General features: G+C 68.4%; 15 protein-coding genes and 2 pseudogenes. 9 read left to right on the plus strand and 8 right to left on the minus strand.

Annotation, left to right across the window (positions count from 1 at the left end; translation table 11 throughout):
• Positions 1-262 precede the first annotated feature (262 nt).
• Entirely contained in the window at positions 263-691 is a 429-nt protein-coding gene (locus tag E2651_RS15985; RefSeq protein ID WP_135331804.1) for an SRPBCC family protein, read from the plus strand.
• Positions 692-782: 91 nt separating this feature from the next.
• Here E2651_RS15985 and E2651_RS15990 read toward each other — a convergent pair whose 3' ends face one another.
• Entirely contained in the window at positions 783-1,403 is a 621-nt protein-coding gene (locus tag E2651_RS15990) for a PadR family transcriptional regulator (protein WP_135331805.1), read from the minus strand.
• Positions 1,404-1,617: 214 nt separating this feature from the next.
• On the opposite strand from E2651_RS15990, the gene E2651_RS15995 reads away from it, so the two are divergent.
• The 3 genes and pseudogenes from E2651_RS15995 to E2651_RS16005 form a co-directional block, all read left to right on the plus strand.
• Positions 1,618-2,370, plus strand: coding sequence for a TnsA-like heteromeric transposase endonuclease subunit (locus E2651_RS15995; protein WP_135331806.1), 753 nt, complete (start codon positions 1,618-1,620; stop codon positions 2,368-2,370).
• Complete coding sequence (locus E2651_RS16000) at positions 2,367-4,247, plus strand: Mu transposase C-terminal domain-containing protein (RefSeq protein WP_135331807.1); 1,881 nt, start codon at positions 2,367-2,369, stop codon at positions 4,245-4,247. The genes E2651_RS15995 and E2651_RS16000 overlap by 4 nt, the downstream gene beginning before the upstream one ends.
• Positions 4,244-4,903 (plus strand): annotated as a pseudogene (locus tag E2651_RS16005) (ATP-binding protein); the annotation flags it as partial. The gene E2651_RS16000 and the pseudogene E2651_RS16005, both read left to right, overlap by 4 nt.
• Positions 4,904-4,977: 74 nt before the next feature.
• On the opposite strand, the gene E2651_RS16010 reads toward E2651_RS16005, so the two are convergent.
• Genes E2651_RS16010 through E2651_RS16020 form a run of 3 tightly spaced genes read right to left on the minus strand, consistent with a single transcriptional unit; the run spans position 4,978 to position 8,766 of the window.
• Complete coding sequence (locus E2651_RS16010) at positions 4,978-5,421, minus strand: DUF6262 family protein (protein ID WP_135331808.1); 444 nt, start codon at positions 5,419-5,421, stop codon at positions 4,978-4,980.
• Complete coding sequence (locus E2651_RS16015) at positions 5,411-7,651, minus strand: tyrosine-type recombinase/integrase (RefSeq protein ID WP_245238869.1); 2,241 nt, start codon at positions 7,649-7,651, stop codon at positions 5,411-5,413. The genes E2651_RS16010 and E2651_RS16015 overlap by 11 nt, the downstream gene beginning before the upstream one ends.
• Positions 7,648-8,766, minus strand: a complete 1,119-nt coding sequence (locus tag E2651_RS16020; protein WP_135331809.1) for a tyrosine-type recombinase/integrase — start codon at positions 8,764-8,766, stop codon at positions 7,648-7,650. Before E2651_RS16020 ends, E2651_RS16015 begins: the two co-directional genes overlap by 4 nt.
• A gap of 115 nt (positions 8,767-8,881) precedes the next feature.
• Here E2651_RS16020 and E2651_RS16025 point away from each other — a divergent pair.
• Positions 8,882-9,280, plus strand: a pseudogene (locus E2651_RS16025) (ATP/GTP-binding protein); the annotation flags it as partial.
• Positions 9,281-9,914: 634 nt separating this feature from the next.
• Positions 9,915-10,913, plus strand: a complete 999-nt coding sequence (locus E2651_RS16030) for a TniQ family protein (RefSeq protein WP_135331810.1) — start codon at positions 9,915-9,917, stop codon at positions 10,911-10,913.
• Between the two features lie 41 nt (positions 10,914-10,954).
• Here E2651_RS16030 and E2651_RS16035 read toward each other — a convergent pair whose 3' ends face one another.
• Positions 10,955-11,407: a tautomerase family protein gene (locus E2651_RS16035; protein WP_245238871.1), complete on the minus strand. Its 453-nt coding sequence runs from the start codon at positions 11,405-11,407 to the stop codon at positions 10,955-10,957.
• Between E2651_RS16035 and E2651_RS16040 the strand changes: the two genes are divergently transcribed.
• Positions 11,400-11,888, plus strand: a complete 489-nt coding sequence (locus tag E2651_RS16040) for a helix-turn-helix domain-containing protein (RefSeq protein WP_135331811.1) — start codon at positions 11,400-11,402, stop codon at positions 11,886-11,888. The genes E2651_RS16035 and E2651_RS16040 overlap by 8 nt on opposite strands.
• Positions 11,889-12,019: 131 nt before the next feature.
• Here E2651_RS16040 and E2651_RS16045 read toward each other — a convergent pair whose 3' ends face one another.
• A complete protein-coding gene (locus E2651_RS16045; protein WP_135331812.1) occupies positions 12,020-12,385 on the minus strand; it encodes a hypothetical protein in 366 nt (121 codons plus the stop codon).
• 169 nt (positions 12,386-12,554) lie between these two features.
• On the opposite strand from E2651_RS16045, the gene E2651_RS16050 reads away from it, so the two are divergent.
• Positions 12,555-13,376 (plus strand): PhzF family phenazine biosynthesis protein, encoded by an 822-nt coding sequence (locus tag E2651_RS16050; RefSeq protein ID WP_135331813.1) that lies wholly within the window; start codon positions 12,555-12,557, stop codon positions 13,374-13,376.
• 94 nt (positions 13,377-13,470) lie between these two features.
• Here E2651_RS16050 and E2651_RS16055 read toward each other — a convergent pair whose 3' ends face one another.
• The gene (locus E2651_RS16055) at positions 13,471-14,271 is read right to left on the minus strand and encodes a type II CAAX endopeptidase family protein (protein ID WP_135331814.1); all 801 of its coding nucleotides are present in this window, start codon (positions 14,269-14,271) and stop codon (positions 13,471-13,473) included.
• A 166-nt stretch (positions 14,272-14,437) separates the two neighbouring features.
• Between E2651_RS16055 and E2651_RS16060 the strand changes: the two genes are divergently transcribed.
• A complete protein-coding gene (locus E2651_RS16060; protein ID WP_135331815.1) occupies positions 14,438-16,207 on the plus strand; it encodes a substrate-binding and VWA domain-containing protein in 1,770 nt (589 codons plus the stop codon).
• A gap of 4 nt (positions 16,208-16,211) precedes the next feature.
• Here the strand turns inward: E2651_RS16060 and E2651_RS16065 are convergent, their stop codons facing one another.
• Positions 16,212-17,729, minus strand: coding sequence for a glutamate--cysteine ligase (locus E2651_RS16065; protein WP_135331816.1), 1,518 nt, complete (start codon positions 17,727-17,729; stop codon positions 16,212-16,214).
• Between the last annotated feature and the right edge of the window lie 514 nt (positions 17,730-18,243).

Below are 18,243 nucleotides of genomic sequence, written 5' to 3' on the forward strand. Positions count from 1 at the left end.
ACCTATGCCGGGTGAACCGCGCGATCGCGAGAGGGGAGCACCCGACCTGCTACTGCGGTAATGGGTCTCACCCCCTCGTTCCGTCTCCACTGCGTCGTTCGCAGGAGACGGCCACAGTACCCGACCCGCACACCGGCGGCATCGGCGGCCTCGCCATGGATCTGACGGTTCATCAGTATTGAATGTTCGAGACCCTGCGGCTACGTTCCGCGACACCGCAGCTGCGCCCCCGCCGCAGCGCCCACCGAGAAGGGGTCGTCGCATGGCCGAAGTCAGCGCGGAAGCACGGATCGAGGCGCCCGCGGAGAAGGTCTGGGCCCAACTCACCGACTTCTCCTCGTACGGCGAATGGAACGCCACCCACACCAGCTTCCCCAAGGGCGGCCCCACCACGCTGGAGGTCGGCGGCACCTTCGCGGAGAACATGAAACTGATGGGCTTCCCGGCCGAGGTCGCCTGGACGATCGAGGAGTTGGAGAGCGCCCGCACCCTGGCCATCCGCGGCAAGGGCCCGATGGGCGTGAACGTCGGCACCCGCTACAGCCTCACCCCCGACGGGGACGCGACCACGGTGCGCATCGACGGGGAGTTCACGGGCGCGGCGGTCTCCCTGATGGCGGGCAAGCTCAAGGACTCGGCGACGGCGGCACTGACCGAGTCGCTGCGCAAACTGGGCGGCCTGGTGACCTGACTCGTACACAGCTCCGTACGCACAAGGAGGCGCCCCGCACATCGCATGCGGGGCGCCTCACCGGCTGTAGGGGTCGCTGACCCTTACCGCCTCAGTCCTCATCGGCGAGGATCAGATACAGCTTCTTACGGGCGTCGTTGATCACCGTGACCGCCTTCTCGCGCTGCTCCTTGCTGCCGGTCTTCCAGACCTGGCCGAACGCCTCCATCAGACCGAAGCCGGCCTGCCGGATCTCGTTCAGCGTCTCCCAGTCGACCCCGCGCCCGGCCTCTTCCCAGGGCGCTTCGGGCCCCTCGTCGGCCGCCTCGCGCCCAGCGTCGGTGAGCGAGAAGAGCTTCTTGCCGCCCTCGCTCGCGCTGCTGATCAGGCCCTCGTCCTCCAGGAGCTGGAGGGTGGGGTAGACCGAACCGGGGCTGGGCTTCCACGCCCCGCCGCTGCGCTCGGCGATCTCCTGGATCATCTCGTAGCCGTGCATCGGCCGGTCCTTCAGAAGGGCCAGGATCGACGCACGTACATCACCGCGTCGCGCCCTGCCCCGGGGACCGCCCCTGCCGCCGCGCCCGCCGCCCCAAGGGCCGCCGGGACCGCCGAAGCCAGGGCCGAAGGGACCGAACGCCGCGCGCCGCCCCTCGAAACCGCCCCGGCCCTCATGACCGGGGCCGCAGTGGCCACGCCCGTGCTCGTGCTCGTGTTCATGTCCGTGCTTACGCATCGCCATCACTCCTTGATGTCATCGATCAACCGTCTTGTCGTTGATCAGTCGCGATGCGTCAACGATATATCGGAACCGTTCGCCCAGCAAGCCTCTTCTTCCGTCAACGCCTGTCCTGTCTCACTCAATCGAGTCGTTTTCTCAGCGAACCAAGTCGTTCGGGCTTCTGTCTCAGCGAACCTAGTCGCGCGGTTGAGGGCGCTGGGGGTGCTGGATGGCTGTACCGGCTGGGGTGGATCAGGCGGGGCCGTGCGTCGAGTTGTCGTACGTGGACGTAGCGCACGGACGCCGTCGGCGTCCGCTGCGGGACTGTGTGACGGGCCGGTTCGAGGATGTCGATCCGGTACGTACGTTCCGCTGGTCGCGCGGTGAGCGTCATTTCCCAGGCTGGTACTGGGCAGCGACGACCGGGCGGCACGTCGGCTTCGAGTCGTGGCTGGAGCGGGACCGGCTGCTGCTCATGGACTTCGATCCGAGCGTGGTGGGGATCAGCTCGCAGCCGTTCTGGCTGCACTGGCATGACGGCGAGCGAGAGCGTCGGCACGCCCCGGACTACTTCATCCGCCGCGCGGACGGCTCCGCCGTGGTCGTCGATGTCCGCGCGGACGAGCGGATCGAGCCGAAGGACGCCGAAGCATTCGAGGTGACGCGCCTGGTCTGCGCCCAGGCCGGGTGGAGGTTCGACCGGTCGGGGATACCGGACGCGGTGCTGCTGGCGAATATCCGGTGGCTGTCGCGCTACCGGCACCCGCGGTGTCTGCACGACCCGGCCGCGACCAGGCTCCGGGAGGTCTTCTCAAACCCGGGGCCGCTGATGACGGGGGCTGATGCGGCAGGGGATCGGCTGTCGACGCTGCCGGTGTTGTTTCACCTCCTCTGGCTTCAGGTGCTGATCGCCGAGGACATGACGGTCGAGTTGCTGAGACCTCGCACGATCGTGCACTTGGCCAGCGGAGTTGACCGGTGACCGGCAAGAGGCGGGTGCCGCCGACCTCCCGGATCGCGGAGTTCCCCGAGGATGCCGCTGATCAGGCCCGCTGGTGGGAGAGGCACATCCTGGAGGTCCTGCACGGTCTGCCGCCCGATGCTCCGGAAGGGACCAAGCCGCGGCCGGAGCTCGACCCGAAACGCCACTCGCTGGCCCAGCGCGAGCGGGCCAAGGCTGCCGAGCTGACGGCGGCCGGGCATCAGGTGTCGGCCAGCGGCATCAAGCAACGGCGCCAGCGTTACCAGCGGGATGGGCTGGTCGGGCTGGCGGACGGCCGGTCGGCCAAGCAGATGCAGGCCTTCGGCCAGGTCGACCCGGCTGTGGTGGAGGCGATGCGACAGGCGATCGCCGAGACCGCCGACGCGTCGTCAAGGACCATCGGCTTCACTCTATGGCGGACCCAACAGATTCTGTCCGATCGGGAGGGGGCCGCCGAGGTTGAGTTGCCGTCTCGGGCCACGCTCTACCGGCTGTTCGACAAACTCGTCGTCGGCACCCACGCCACCGGGTCGGCCCGCACCCGCCGCTCAGTCGGGGCACGTCCGTCGGGGCCGTTCGGCGAAGTACCGGCCAGCGCGCCCGGTGAGCTGATGCAGATCGATTCCACGCCGATGGACGTGCTGGTGCGGCTGGATGACGGTGTCGCCGAGAAGGTCGAGCTGACGGCCATGGTCGACATTGCCACCAGGTCGATCACCGCGGCGGTGCTGCGGCCCTCCACGAAGGCCGCGGACGCCTCCGCCTTGCTGGCTCGCAGTGTTACCCCCGAGGTGATGCGTCCGGGCTGGGCGGAAGCCCTGCGGATGTCCCGGTCAGCGTTGCCGCACCGGCGACTGCTGAGCATCGACGAGCGCCTGGAGCACGCGGCTGCCCGCCCGGTGATCGTGCCGGAGACGATCGTCTGCGACCACGGAAGCGTGTTCATTTCGCACGCGTTCAGGTCGTCCTGCCGTTACCTGGGCATCAGCCTGCAGCCGGCGCACAAGGCGACGCCGACCGACAAGGGCACGGTCGAGAAGACCCTGGGCTCCGTGGCCACGTTGTTCGCTCAGTTCGTCGCGGGATACACCGGCTCGACGACGGACCGCCGGGGCCGCGGCCTGGAAGACGGGCCGCTGTGGTCGCTGCCTGAGCTTCAGAACCTTCTCAACGAGTGGATCATTGCCGTCTGGCAAACGAGGCCGCACGACTCGCTGCGCGACCCGGACGCACCGGGGCGGGCATTCTCGCCGAACGACAAGTACGCGACGCTGCTTGAATCCTGCGGATACGTGCCAGTGCCGCTCGGCGCGGAGGACTACGTCGAGTTGCTGCCCGAGCGCTGGCAGGCGATCAACGCCTACGGGATCCGCATCAAGCACCGCACCTACGACAGCCCGGAGTTGAACCCGTTGCGCCGACAGAGCTCGGGGGTGACAGCGAAGAAGGGTCTGTGGGAGGTCCACTACGACCCCTACGACGTGTCCCGGATCTGGGTACGCGACTCGCGCGCTGATCGGTGGATCACCGTGTTCTGGAAGCACCTGCACCGCGTCGGCGTCCCCTTCGGCGAGTTGGCCTGGGACCACGCTCGCGCCCAGGTCCCCGGCGGCACCGAGGAACAGATCGCGGACGCGGCCGGAGCACTGCTGCGGCGGGCCCACGACGGTCCCGCTGCGGAGAAGGACCCTCCGGCCAAGCGTTCGCGGCGCGACCGTCGCGTCGCCGCTCGCACCCGGGCCACCTCGACCAACCGCCCGGTCCCCGATCCGCCCGCCAACGACCCCGAAGGCAACGACGAGTCGGACGCCGAGCTCGCCGATGTCATCCCGCTGGGTCTGTTCGACCCGTTCGCCAACCCCTGGAGGCGACCATGACCCTTTCCTGCCCAGCGGCCGGGCCCACGACAGTGCAGGAGGCCGACGCCGAGGCAAACCGGCAGCTGACCACCCTGACCGGCTGGCGGAAGTTCGTCGACGGACCGCCCCCACCCCCGGGCCGACTGTCCCCAGGACAGTTGAAGCAGCTGTCACCGACCGAGCGGGACCTTCACAACGAGGACCGCCTCGACCATCACGCCCGGATGCTCACGGTCTCCACGTCGTTCGTGGAGAAGACACGGATCTGCGGCCGTCGCCTGGTCCTGCTGAACCGACACGCGATCAGCGCCCGCCGCGGGCTGATGGTCTCGGGCCTTCCCGGCACCGGCAAGACCAGCGCCATCGCCCAACTCGGCCGCGCTCACGAACTTCTCGACGGGGCCCGTCACCCGCAAATCTCCGACCGAATTCCGGTTCTCTACATCACAGTTCCGCCTGCAGCGACCGCACGCATGGTCGCGGCGGAGTTCGCCCGGTTCCTGGGACTTCCGGTCCGTCCCCGGTCGAACATGACCGACATCATCGAGGCCGTGGTGGGTGTCTGCACCGACACCCGCACGGGTCTCGTGGTCGTCGACGAGATCCACAACATCTCGCAGAGGACCCAGGCCGGCGCCGAGGTCTCCGACACCTTGAAGTACTTCTCCGACCGTTATCTTGAGCCCGCTGATCTTGCAGGTGTCTGACCTGGTGTTTCGTGTGGAGGACGGTGTCCTCGACGGTCTCCTCAGCACGGTCCGATAACGGCGGAAGACTTCTTCTTCGGCGTGTCGCCGCGGCGGTCTGGCAAGTCGGCGGTGCGTCGTTCCCCGAGCGCAAGAGCGAGGGCATCGCGCAACTCCCGGTTCTCGGTTTCCAGTTGTCGGTTGCGCTCGGTGGCGGCCTCCAAGCGGCGCAGAAGGGAGGCGTCGGAGGCTCGTTGCCGGTCGGGAACCGGCCGGGCTGCCGGGATCGACCGGCGGCGGGCGCGAAGTCGCTCGATCTCGGCTCTCAGGTCCGGCTGGTTGTAGAGCCAGGACCGGGAGACGCCCGCTTCGCGGGCGACGGTCTCGAAGGTGATCGCGGTGCCGGTGGCATCCATCCGCCGCAGGGCGGCGACCGCGCGTCGGCGGGTTGCCGTGGCTCTCCGACGGGCCGCGGCGACGATCAGGTGGGAGTTGTCAGCCGGCATTCTCAGTCTCCTGGTCGTCTTCCATCTCGCCGATCATGCGGTCGAGGTTGTCGGCGACCTGCTGGTTCATTTCGGTCATGCGGCCGTGACCGCAGCTCTTGGCGTTGTCGATCAGCGTCAGGGTGCGGGTGCGCTGTTCGCGGAGCTCCGGCAGGAACTCGGGCCCAGTGAGGAAGACCGGGCAGGTCAGGCAGGCATTGGCGTGCGGGCAGGTCTTCTGAACGGGCAACCCGCAGTAGCCGTTGGGCAGGGTCTGGGTGGCGATGCCGTAACGCGTCTTGGCCCACTGGGCCTGACCGAGCGGCCCGTCGGGATCGAGGACCACGCGTTCGCCTTTGATGTTGACCTTGGTCGCCTGTTCCCAGTGCCGCCGCACTGTCTGATCGGTGATCTTGGCGTAATGCGCGGTCATCTTGTGTGAATCGTGGTCCAGGAGGACGCGGACGACCTCTTGCGGGACGTCTCGGTTGATGAGTCGGCAGGCGAAGGTATGCCGCCATTGATGGGGTGTCAGGTGTACTGGCCGCCCGTGTTCGTCACGGATCTCGCAGGTCTCCAGCCAGCGACCGAGCATCCGCCGGTAGGTGCCGTCCGCCAGCGGGAGGTTCCCCGAGACGTTGGCGCGTTGGCGGGGGAACAGACAGGCCGTCCCGTCCGGCCACTGGTCCAGCACCCGGCGTTGTTGCTCGCGGATGGCTGCTTCGAGTTCCTCATCGATGGGCACGGCCGCCTCGCGCCTCATCTTGGTGTTGAAGTAGCGCAAGTAGGGGGCGCCCTGGCCGTCGTGGAGGAAGCAGTCGAAGTCGAGGGCCAGAGCGCTGGAAATACGCAGTCCGCAGCGGGTGAGGATGAGGGTGACCAGTCGGCCCGCCGCGTCGGGCCAGCGGTCCAGGTTGCCAGGCGACTCGATCTGGGTCATGACGTACTCGGCAAGGCGGCGGTCGACTTGTTCGGGGACTGGTGGGACGTCGCCGACGTAGAAGGCCGCGGTGCCGGACAGGGTGTCCTCCCAGCCGTACTGCCGGATGTTCTGGAAGAACAGGTTGAGCGCGCCGATCCTCGTCTTCTTCATGCCGTGCCCGCCGGGCTGTGACATCACGTGGGCGAGGTAGCGCTCCAGCAGCGGCCGGTTCACCTCGACGAGCGCATCGACGCCGGCGGACGTGAGGAAACCGCCGAAGCAGATGAGCGCGTCGACCCCGGCGCGGGCCGCACCGATGCTCAGCCCGGACGTCAGCCGCAGCCTCGTCCATCGTTTGCCCAGCTCACGGAGCCAGAACTGGGGGATGCGGTCGAACCGCAGCCGGGCGCGTGGGCAGGGACGTCCGGCCGGGGTGGTGATGCCGGGCAGTTTGTGGAGCCGCCACACATCCCTGGGGTACTCGATCTCCCAGCCAGTCCCGTCCCGCAGGGCCTCCAGCCCGTCACGGGCATCGAGGAGGAACAGGGCCGACTCGTCGGCCTGAGCCCCGACTTTCTGGCGCCACTGTTGTTCCGACAGGTCCAGCAGCGAGGTGACCCCGAGTGCCTTGACGCGTCGGACGGCCGGCATGACCAGGCGAGGGGCGGCGGTGCGGGAGCGCGCGTCGTGGCGGCATTGCAGCGCGTACTGGATCTCCAGTTTCAGTTGTGGGGCCAGGTCGCGCAGATCGATGCTGGCGGTTCCGACCAGTTCGCAGTCGGCGATGAAGTGGTCGGGGTCGGGACAGCCGTGGCGGTGCCAGCGGTCATCGTGTCCCGTGCAGAAGAGCTTGACGGGGTTTTCGACCCAGAGGTTGCAGAACGGCAGACGGCACTCGGACGTCGTGGTGTCACATGGGGCCAGGTCAGGGGCATTCCAGGTGGCTGGGTCGGGCTTGCCGGCCCGGCTCCAACGGTCGTGATGCTTGGAGCACAAGCCGTTTTTGGCGCGGCGTCCGTAGTGGCAGCCGTCGATGACACAGACGGCCAGCGATCTGCGGCCTCGGACCGGTGGGCCGGGTTCGGCGAGGAAGTCCGTCATCGGTGGGCGGCCGCGCTTGCGGAACCGGATGGCGTGGGCGTTGCAGAGTCCGCGCCTGGCCGACGCTGCCGTCCGGTCGCAGTCCGTGACCGCGCACTCGTCGGCGATGAAGACGGGGTTGTCCGGAGCGGGGACGTAGATCTCGGTGCGGAACTCGGATCGGACGACGGCCATCAGCTGCTCAAGCAGCCTCGTCCGTCCCGGTGACTTCTCGGCGGGGAAGGTCACAGCCGGACCTCCCGGCCGGTGAACCAGCCTGCGGCCTCCAGCGTCCGCCGTGCATCCTCGACGGTGAGGTGACCGTATGTGTCGATCGTGGTGGTGATCGATGCGTGCCCAAGGCACTCCTTCACCGTCTCCATCCCGGCCCCGCGGCGAAGCAGCCAGGTGGCGTAGGTGTGGCGGTATTGGTGGGGTTCAAAAGCGATCTCGGTGGTCTTCCGAAGCCGTCTGACCAGGTCATAGACGGCCGGATAACTCCAGGGGTGGCCGTGGGGTTCGGCGAAGAGGTTCACGAAGACGTAGTCGGAGTCCAGGGCGCCGTACTCGCGGTGCAGGTAGTCCGAGTACAGACGCATCAGCTCCGCGCTCGCCGGAATACTGCGGGACCGGCCGGCCTTCGCACGGGCCCGGTTGTCGTTCTGCCGCGGCACCACGGTCACCTGCCGTTCGGCGATCGCGATGTCGTCGTGCCGCAGACCGAGGGCCTCACCGATGCGGACCCCGGTGTCCAGCAGCAGAGCGAACAACAGGCGGTCCCGCAGGTGTTCGCAGGAGTCAAGGATCTTCTGGACCTGGGCGGCAGTCAGGACGCGGGGGTGCTTCCGTCCGTTCTTGAGCTTGATCGTCCTCGTCCGTTCGGGCTTGCCGGAGGCGATGTGCTGCAAGAACGGCTTGTAGGAGGTGGCCGCCGATCGATGCGGTCCGGCCGGGCGCATCGTCACCAGCAGGTCAACGACCGCGACGCCGCTGCGGGCATGGAACTCGTAGAACGTGCTGACCGCGGCAAGTTTGCGGTTCACGCTGGAAGCCGTGCAGTGGTGCTCGACCGTCGGCAGCACCGCCACCGCCCCGCTCCGGGCCGGCGGCGGCAACCGCAGCCAGGCCACGAAGGAGGCCACCGCCTCCAAGTCCACTGATTTCCAGTCCAGATCACGGCCGTCGAGGTAGTGCCACCAGTCCTTCAGGTCGTGGGCGTACGCCTTGACGGTGTTCGGCGACCGCTCGATCGCCGTCAAGTAGGCCAGGAACGACTCGACCGGATCGACCGGCCGCAGATCATCCCCCAGCAGCGTCCACGACTCCGTCGTCGACCCGGGTGCCAGCACCCTCTGTACGCGCATCGCATCTCCAGCCTTCCGTGTTGGACGGCGGCAGATAACCGCATCCACGACGGGAGTTGGGGGAACTTCAGAGTGCTTCACGCACATGAAGGACACGCTCGTGCGGGCTCAAGATAACGAGCGCATCCCCGCGACCTTCGTCTACGCCGGAATCGACCTGGAGACCAGTGAACTGCTGGTCGGCACGCGAGGCGCTCAGATCGCGGGCCGCTTCACCCTCGTCCCCACCGGCCCGTTCCCCTACGGCGACGAATGGAAAGGGCTGATCGCGACCATGGAAGAGACCCTGATCCTGCACGATCATCCACCGCGCAGCCTGGTCAAACTGGACCGCTACCTGCACAACCGCACCGACGGAATGATCGGAGCCCTGTCCCACGCCATCCGGGGCGCCGCGATCGACGCGATCCTCAACGGCACCGAGCGCGTCACCAAGGAAGGCCTCGACGCCATCCCCCTGGATCACGCCGCGGAATCCGTTCGTCCCGCCCGAAAGCCGACCAGGCAGCGATGATCGATATCCCTCCTCCCTGCCTGCCGATCTACGTTCGCCCGGCCGACGACGACACCGTCGACTCCTACATCCGGCACCTGGCGCTCGCTAACCACCTCCCGCCCGCTGATCTGCGCTTCCACCTCTGCGCGGTGGGCTCCCTCGGCCCGCCCCTCGTCGAGAAAGTGGCCGCGGTCACGGGACGCCCCCTTGCTGACCTGCAACGAGCACTGATCGACACGCGATGCGGCAACTGTTTCCAGCCCCTGCGCTCCCGGAGAGTCAAGGGCCGACCCGCACGATGGTGTTCCGACCGCTGCCGCCTGATCGCCCGCCGAAAGCGCGTCCCGCTCTCGCCTCAGGGCGCCCGCCGGCACACCGTCCATAGAGCGCCCTGCGCCCACTGCGGCACCACCGTCGAACGCAACCGCCCTTTTCGCTGGTGCTCCGAACCTTGCAGGCAAGCCTCCTACGAAGCCCAGTGGGCCCGGGGGCAGTGCGGACACTGCGGGCAGGATCAGCAGCAGAAGACAAGCCCCTCACGCGGAAGTCGGCGCCAGCCGGTGTGGTGTTCTCGTATGTGCCGCGCCGCGGCGCACCGTGAACGCCTCAGAGCCCTCCCCGACCTTCTCCATCTGCGGGAACGCGACGAGTAGTGCCACCAAGGCAGCCGCTTCCGCGCACCGTCCCCCTCTTTCACAACGAGACCCTGGACTCCTTCCTCCACAGGCTCGCCGCCGCCAACCACCTTCCGGCCGACCAGTTGCTGCCCCTATTGGAGATCCGCCGCGCCAAGAAGACTCCGGCCAACACGCTCGTTGAGCCTCTCGCCGCCGCGGCCGGAGTCCGCCAACGCGCCCTGGAGCTGGCCCTGCCTGAATTCCTCGACGCCGACACCGACGCCATCGAGAAGCCCGGCGCCATCGGACGTCCGCGCTCAGCCCTGCACACCGCCATCCAGCGTCCCGCCTGCCGCCGTTGCACCCACGCCGCAGGCATCACCATGACCGTCACCTGCTGGACCACTCATGACCTCAACGTCTGCCTCCGCCACCGCCTCTGGATCGGCAACGGCATCGCCAACGCCGACGAGCAAGTCGACATCAGCAGGCTCCCCGACACGCTACGAGCCCAGAGACACCATCGAAACCTGGTGGCCCGTCACGGCCGCCGCTGGGTTCGCAACGCCTATCCGGATGCGCGAAAGATGTACTTCGCCTGGCTGCAGCAGTCCGCTGACCCGTTCGATCTGCTCGACACTGCACGCCGCATCCTCACCGACGGCACCGGAAAACTCCCCTCTCCCGACCTGACGCTCACCATGGTCTTCCACCCTCAAGTCGTGACGCTCGCCGGACTTCTCGCCAGCCGGGAGTGGGAACGCCGCGCCGTCGCCACCGGCCACGTCACCTGGCTCGTCGAGCAGATCACCGTCCGCAACATCCTTCTCGGCTACGTCCCCAAGGACCGCAAGGACCCCCTGATCCAATGGGTTGAGCAGCATTTCTCCACCCACAAGTTCGTCGCCTTCCACCGAAGCCCGAGGATCTACGACGCGTTCTTCCCGCGCGAAACCATCCCGCCACCGCGCCAGCCCGATGAAGCCGACGCGGAAACACGGTGGAGCCCGTTCCGCCCCTACTACCGCTGCTGAGCTTGAGTACAGCCGGGTCGTGAGGTGGCCCAGAATGGGGGTCACACAGTGAGGGCGCCGCCGACGAAGGTACGTTCTGGCGGTGACGCCACGAGTTCGACCATGGTGCCGGCGCGGAGGTCATCACCGACCACGCGCGTGATCGCGTCGGTGAGCGCGGTGCCGAGGCGCGCGGTGATCTGGGCGGCGTCGGGGCGGTCGAAGACACCAGCGCGGACGCCCAAGATCACCGAGGCATTTGTGTCCACGGCCTTGCCGCCCTGCGCGAAACGGCCTGCCGGGACTCCCGCCAGGCGGACGCTTACGAGATCTCGGGCCCATTCGCCATAGACGTCGACGACAGCGTCGGTCAGTGCGGCGACGAGCAGGGGTTCGTTCCCGGTCAGCCTGTTCTCTGGAAGGTGGACGGTCAGATGCGGCATAGTGGACCTCGTTCCCTTTGAATCCAAAGCCTTTGTTTTTAAAGGTATCTGGAAGAGGTCGCTGATGTCCACGGAATCGGACGGTCCAGCCGTCAATGAGGCCGTCCGCACCCTGCTGTTGCTCATGCCACGGCTCGTGGGCCGCGCCAAGCGCCTGCCCATACCTCCGGCGCTCCAGGGTCTGGACCTGGCACCGCGACACCTCGCACTGCTGGCCCACCTGGAGTACGAAGGCCCCACCAGCATCAACGAGCTAGCCGCTCGGCTGGAGGTGGCCCCGACGACTGTCAGCCTCATGGTTAGCGAGCTGTCACGGCCGGGCGTCCTGCAGCGCACCGCCGATCCCGCCGACCGCCGCCGCCGCATCATCGCCATCGCCCCCGCCTACGCCGCACCGATCGGCGAATGGCTTTCTGGCAGCGCCTCTGCCTGGGAATGCGTCATGCGCGGCCTCGACCCCACGGAACGCGCCACAGTCATCACCGCCCTGCACGCCTACGAGGCCGCCTTGGAGCAGGCGGGCGACCAGCATCGGAACGCGCAGCTGCGTTAGCGAGCCGAGTTTTGTCTCAACGAACCCAGTCCCCGCGTCTCACCCAATCCAGTCCACGCAGGTCAGCTCAGGGATGGACGACTAACTTCGTTGAGACAGGACAACGCCCCAGCCAACGGCACCGTGCCAGGTCAGCCCATCTGCGCCTTGACCTGGTCGATCACCTCGTTCAGCTCCTTCTTCGGCGAGAAGTCGACGTACTCGCAGTCCTCGAGCGCCTCCGGAGCATGTCCGGGAGGCCAATAGAAGGCCTGCCCTGCCTCGTAGATCTCGTCACCGGAGGCCGTCCGCATCTTCAGACGCCCCTTGAGCAGGTAGCCCCAGTGGGGGCACTGGCACATACCGCCGGGACTCCCGGTGAGGGCCGGCCTCATGTCCGTGCCCTTCGGAAGCCGCGCGAACGCGACAGCCATGTCGCCCCCGAAGTCCCGCATCCGCAGCTCCACACCGCCGCCTTCGATCGCGACAGGAGTGTCGTTCCGCGTCGTCGCCGTCATGGTTCCTCCTCTGCGGGCCCGCTGCCGGGCCCAGAGAATCCCCCCTTCCAGCCTCGGCCCGCCGGACACGGGACGCGAGGCGGGGCGTGATCGACGAAGGGGCCAATCGGGCCACCCACCCGCAATTGGCCTTGGCGCGCCCCCGTATTGGCCCGCTAGCGTCCTCGATATGCCGACTTCCCACCGCATCCGCGTCGTCGACGCCTTCACCGACCGCCCCTTCACCGGCAACCCGGCAGGCGTCCTGCTCCTCGACGCCTTCCCGGACGACGCCTGGCTCCAGCACGTGGCCGCGGAGATCAACCACGCCGAGACTGCCTTCGCCCACCGCCTCCCCGCGAACGGCGAAGCCGACTGGGCCCTGCGGTGGTTCACGCCCACCACCGAGGTCGACCTCTGCGGCCACGCCACCCTCGCCACCGCCCATGTCCTGCACACCACGGGGGCCGCCACCGGGCCCGTGCGCCTCGCCACCCGCAGCGGCGTCCTCATCACCACCGCGCACGACGACGGCACCATCACCATGGACTTCCCGACCGCCCCGCTCACACCGGCCGAGGTCCCCGACGGCGTGGCCGAAGCCCTGGGCGCCGAGCCCCTCGCGGCGTACGACACCGGAGAGCACCTCGGTGACCTGCTCGTCGAGCTCGCGGACGAGAAGACGGTGCGCGCGCTGGCCCCCGACCACAAGGCCCTGGTCCGGCACTCCGAGCGCGGCATCATCGCGACCGCCCGCGCCGAAGACCCCGCCCGCGGCTACGACTTCGTATCCCGCGGCTTCTTCCCGCGCGTCGGCATCGACGAGGACCCGGTGACGGGCAGCGCCCACACGGCCCTGGCCCCCTTCTGGTCCCAGCGCCTGGGCCGCACGGAACTGACCGGCCTCCAGGCCTCGGCCCGCTCCGGCCTCGTCGGCACCGAACTGCGCGGCGAGCGCACCCTGTTGACGGGCCGCGCGGTCACGGTCATCGAGGGCGCACTGCTCGCCTGACAGAGCTGTGGGGACGTACGGCCATGTCGTACGGCCATGTCGTACGTCCCCACAGATACGTCCCCACAGATACGTCCCCACAGAAGCGCCGGTGTCACGGCGTAGGCAGCCAGCCGACCTTCCCCGCCAGCAGCGCGTACCCGACGAACGCCCCGATATCCAGCAGCGAATGGGCCACCACCAGCGGTCCGACCCGCCCCCACCGGCGGTAGAGCAGCACGAAGACCACACCCATCGCCATGTTGCCGAGGAATCCGCCGATGCCCTGGTAGAGGTGGTAGGAGCCGCGCAACACCGAGCTGCCGACCAGCGCGGCCATCGGCGTCCACCCCAACTGCCCGAACCTGCGCAGCAGATAGCCGACGACGATCACTTCCTCGAGCACCGCGTTCTGCACCGCGGAGAGCACGAGGACCGGGTACTTCCACCACACGTCGGGCAGATCCTCCGGCACCACGGTGAGGTTGAACCCGAGGCCGCGCGCCGCCAGATAGAAGGCGATCCCGGTGCTGCCGATCACGGCGGCGATCGCGGCACCGCGCCCCAGATCGGGCCACGGCCGGCTCCGGTCGAAACCGATCGTCCGCAGCCCCGCACCCTCCCGCAGCAGGAAGTGCGCCACCAGCGCCACGGGCACCAACGCGGTCGCGATTCCGAACAATTGCCACGCGAGATCAAGCCAGGGCCGTCCCGGCGCGGCCGACGCGTTCATCGTCGCGGCCTGATCCTTCAGACCGCCCGGTTTGGTGACCGATCCGACAAAGCTGATCAGCGCGGACACACCGCTCGCACCGAGCGACAGCGCCAGGACGAGCAGCGTCTCGTCCCGGAGGATCCGCCGTGATGGCTCCTCCGGTCGAAAAGAACCAGCCAACGACCCGGGCTCCGCTTGCACTCCGCCTCCAGTTGATTAATCCCGCCTCATCCTCACCCGCGCCCCGCTAGGGTCTCGAAAGAAGTTACGAAGATCGTGCGCGACAGGCCGAGGGGGACGGACGCCGATTGCGGTCATGCCACCTCCTCTTTCCTTGCTTCATCACTCAAGGAGGGGCACCACCGCCATGGGACGTCACAGCTTGCCCGATGAGCACGGAACGGTCGCAACCGACCCACGACCGCGCACCCGCGGCCGCACCGTGGCCATCGCGACGGCGCTCGTCCTGGCGGTCGCCGCCGGCACCGCGTTCGCCGTCCGCAGCGACCTGCTCTCCTTCGGCGGATCGTGCAGCGAGAACGCGGTCCGGCTGAATGTCGTCGCGGCGCCGGACATCTCCCCCGCGCTGCGCGCCGCCGCCGACGACGCCCGCGAGAAGCAGGTCACGTCCGACGGGCACTGCATCGATGTACGCGTCACCGCCCGCGAGTCGTACAAGGTGGCCGACGAACTCCGGGCGGGCAAGGGCGATCCGGCGTACGACGTATGGGTGCCGGACTCCGACCTGTGGGTGCAGCGCGTCGGCATCGGCAGCAAGACCAAGGTGGTCCCCGCCGGGAACCTCGCGTCGTCGCCGGTCGGCATGGCCATGGTGCCGTCCGCCGCCGAGTCCCTGGGCTGGCCCAAGAAGACGTACGCCTGGCCGGAGTTGGCCGGCGCCGCGATGAAGGGCGACAAGCTGCGGCTCGGCGCCGCCGACCCGGCGCGCAGCGCGACCGGCCTGCTCGCCCTCGCCAAGCTGAGCGCGTCGGCGAAGAAGTCGGGCGGTGCTCAAGGCGACACCCAGGCGGCCGGCATGGCCAAGGCGCTGTCCGCGCGGACCGCCGACAGCGACGGCCGGCTCCTGGACACCCTGGCCCGCGACGACTCGGGCACCGAGCAGGGCAACCCGCGCCGCAACCAGGCGCTGATCCTCTCCGAGCAGGCCGCGTTCCGGCACAACGCGTCGGCGGGCGAGGAGAACAGCCTCGACATGTTCTATCCGAAGGACGGCGCACCGCGCCTCGACTACCCGTACACGCTGGTCGAGGAGGACCGGCTCTCCACGGACCAGAGCCGGGCGGCCCTGCGCTTCATGACGCTGTTCAGCGACGACGGCGGGCACGCGATCCTGGAGAAACACGGCTTCAGGACCGACGCCGAGCAGGTGTCCGAGAAGCTCGTCACGGCCGCCGGCGGCCGCACCCCGCAGCCGTACGCGGACGACGCGGCCGAGCCGCCGTCGGACAAGCAGCTCCAGGAGACGCTCGGCATGTGGACGATCACGGTCCAAAGTGCCCGGCTCAGCACGGTCGTCGACGTGTCCGACTCCATGAGCGAGTGGGTGCCGGGCCGCGAGCAGACCCGTATGGAGGTCACCAAGTCCTCGCTCCTGCAGGCCCTCGCGGGGTTCACCGACGAGGACGAGATCGGGCTGTGGGAGTTCGCCACCGGGCTCGAGGGGGAGCGCGACTACCGCAAGCTCGTGCCGACCGAGCGGCTCGGCGACCACAAGGGCGACGGCACCCAACGGGACAAGATCTCCGAGGCGTTCAGCGATCTGAAGCCCATACCGGGCGGTGCGACCGGTCTGTACGACACGACGCTCGCCGCGTACAAGGAGGCGACGTCGACGTACGCGAGCGGCAAGTTCAACGCACTGGTGGTGCTCACCGACGGCGCCAACCAGGACCCCGGCTCCATCTCGCGCAGCAGCCTCATCTCCCAACTGGGGGAGCTCTCCGACCCCAAGCGCCCGGTGCCGCTCATCGCGATCGCCGTCGGCCCGAACGCGGACAAGGAAGAGGTCAAGCAGATCGCGGAGGCGACCGGCGGCTCGGGGCACCAGGTCGACGACCCGGCGCAGATCCACGCGGTCATCCTCAAGGCCATCGTGGAGGCGGGCAGCCAGGGCTGAGCGCTCAGCTCAGCACGGCGGGTTCGGGCAGCCCCACCGGCCAGGTGTGCACCGGCTCCCCCGCGTGCATCAGCTCGGCGTAACGACGGGTGGTGGCGGCGAGCGCGGCCTCGCGTTCGAGCCCGGTCTCCAGGGCCTGGTGGTACGTCGCCGCCTGCCAGGACGCCCCGTTCACCCGCCGCCTGCACCGCTCCTCGATCACACCGAGGTAGAAGTCCCGGTCGGCGGGCTCCACGCCCCATGCGTCGAGCCCCGCGGCGGCCAGCGGCAGCAGTTCGTCGCGGACGAGCGAGACCGCGGGCACCTCGACGATCCCGCCGTATCTGCCCCTGCGCGGCCACTTCAGGCGGGCCTCGATGCCGTAGCGGCACGCGGTGTCGAAGTTGTCGGCGGCGGCCTCGAAGGGCAGCCGGGCCCACACCGGCCGCGCTTCCTCGGCCAGTGCCCGTACGAGGCCGTAGTAGAAGGCGGCGTTGGCGATGACGTCGGTGACGGTGGGGCCCGCGGGCAGGACCCGGTTCTCCACCCGCAGATGCGGGACGCCGTCGGCGATGCCGTACACCGGGCGGTTCCAGCGGTACACGGTGCCGTTGTGCAGGACGAGTTCGGCAAGGCGCGGCACACGGCCGTCGTCCAGCGCCTCCAGGGGGTCCTCGTCGTCCATGAGGGGAAGGAGCGCCGGGAAGTACCGCAGGTTCTCCTCGAAGAGCTCGTACGCGTCGGTGATCCAGCGCTCCCCGAACCAGGTCCGCGGCCGTACGCCCTGCGCCTGCAGTTCGGGCGGCCGGGTGTCCGTGGACTGCAGGAACAGCGGCGGCCTGGACTCGCGCCACAGCTCACGGCCGAACAGGAACGGCGCGTTGGCGCCCACGGCGATCTGCGCGGCGGCCACGGCCTGCGCCGCGTTCCACACATCGGCGAACCGGCCCGGGGTGACCTGGAGATGCAACTGCACGGAGGTGCACGCCGCTTCGGGCGCTATCGACGTGGACGTGCAGGTCAGCCTCTCGACGCCGGTGATGTCCAGGGCGAACTCCTCGCCGCGCGCCGCCACGATCTGGTCGTTGAGCAGGGCGTAGCGGTCGACATCGGAGAGGTTCCCGGAGACCAGGTCGTGGTGGTCGAGGGTCGGCAGAATGCCGATCATGACGATGCCGGCGTTCACCTCGTTCGCTTTACGGTGGGCATAGGCGAGGCCGGTGCGCAGCTCCTCGGCGAGGCGGTCGAGAACGCGGCCGCCCAATCGGTGCGGGGCGATATTGACTTCGAGATTGAACATTCCGAGTTCTGTCTGGAAGTCGCGGCTCGCGATGCGCTCGAGAACTTGCGCATTCATCATTCTCGGCATGCCGTCGGGCCCCGCGAGATTCAGCTCGATCTCCACTCCCATCAGATTCTTGGGCCGGTCGAACCGCTCCTCGTCCAACAGCCTCCGTAACCCCGCGAGACACTCCCTGAGCTTGCTCCGGTACTGGTTCCGCTCGGACAGGTCAAACGTTCCTGCTACGACCTTCTCCCCCATCGAAGCGTCCCCTCCTCGGATGGGCAGCCAATGATCCGGCTGCGGTGTCTCGCAGGATGATGCCCTGCAATGTGATCGATAACGCCCCGCACATGCCCCCGTCCCAGTACGCTCGACAGGAGTCGCCACAGGGCACATTCACGAGGCATGACACACGCAGGAAAAGCGCCGCACCGCGTCTGGTGAAAAACACCGACGAGAATCAGCCGTCCGCTCCGCGGAAGTGAGCGGAGGTCAGACGGACGGCCCACATCGGGAATCGGGATGAAGCCCGCAAAATGGCGACCGACAATCGGCTTGCGAGCAATATTGAGCGCGGTTAGACGAAACACCGTCTGAACACGTGTCGTATAAACTCCGCGAACGAGGCAGAGAGTTGGCGCTCGCGGTCCCCTGCCCCCGCCCCTCTGGCCCCGGAGCAGACAGCGTCGTCCGCACCTGCCCTCGATCCACCGTGCCTGTCGAATGAGAGAGGCGACCCACCATGCCGCTGCAAGTCCCCCCGGCCCCCGCG

Source organism: Streptomyces sp. MZ04, assembly GCF_004684775.1.
Lineage (GTDB): Bacteria > Actinomycetota > Actinomycetes > Streptomycetales > Streptomycetaceae > Streptomyces.

Bases quoted from the DNA above. Each gene is read 5' to 3' on its own strand.
- E2651_RS15985 (WP_135331804.1), top strand. From the start codon at position 263: ATGGCCGAAGTCAGCGCGGAAGCACGGATCGAGGCGCCCGCGGAGAAG.
- E2651_RS15990 (WP_135331805.1), bottom strand. From the start codon at position 1,403: ATGCGTAAGCACGGACATGAACACGAGCACGAGCACGGGCGTGGCCAC.
- E2651_RS15995 (WP_135331806.1), top strand. From the start codon at position 1,618: ATGGCTGTACCGGCTGGGGTGGATCAGGCGGGGCCGTGCGTCGAGTTG.
- E2651_RS16010 (WP_135331808.1), bottom strand. From the start codon at position 5,421: ATGCCGGCTGACAACTCCCACCTGATCGTCGCCGCGGCCCGTCGGAGA.
- E2651_RS16020 (WP_135331809.1), bottom strand. From the start codon at position 8,766: ATGCGCGTACAGAGGGTGCTGGCACCCGGGTCGACGACGGAGTCGTGG.
- E2651_RS16040 (WP_135331811.1), top strand. From the start codon at position 11,400: ATGTCCACGGAATCGGACGGTCCAGCCGTCAATGAGGCCGTCCGCACC.
- E2651_RS16045 (WP_135331812.1), bottom strand. From the start codon at position 12,385: ATGACGGCGACGACGCGGAACGACACTCCTGTCGCGATCGAAGGCGGC.
- E2651_RS16050 (WP_135331813.1), top strand. From the start codon at position 12,555: ATGCCGACTTCCCACCGCATCCGCGTCGTCGACGCCTTCACCGACCGC.
- E2651_RS16060 (WP_135331815.1), top strand. From the start codon at position 14,438: ATGGGACGTCACAGCTTGCCCGATGAGCACGGAACGGTCGCAACCGAC.
- E2651_RS16065 (WP_135331816.1), bottom strand. From the start codon at position 17,729: ATGGGGGAGAAGGTCGTAGCAGGAACGTTTGACCTGTCCGAGCGGAAC.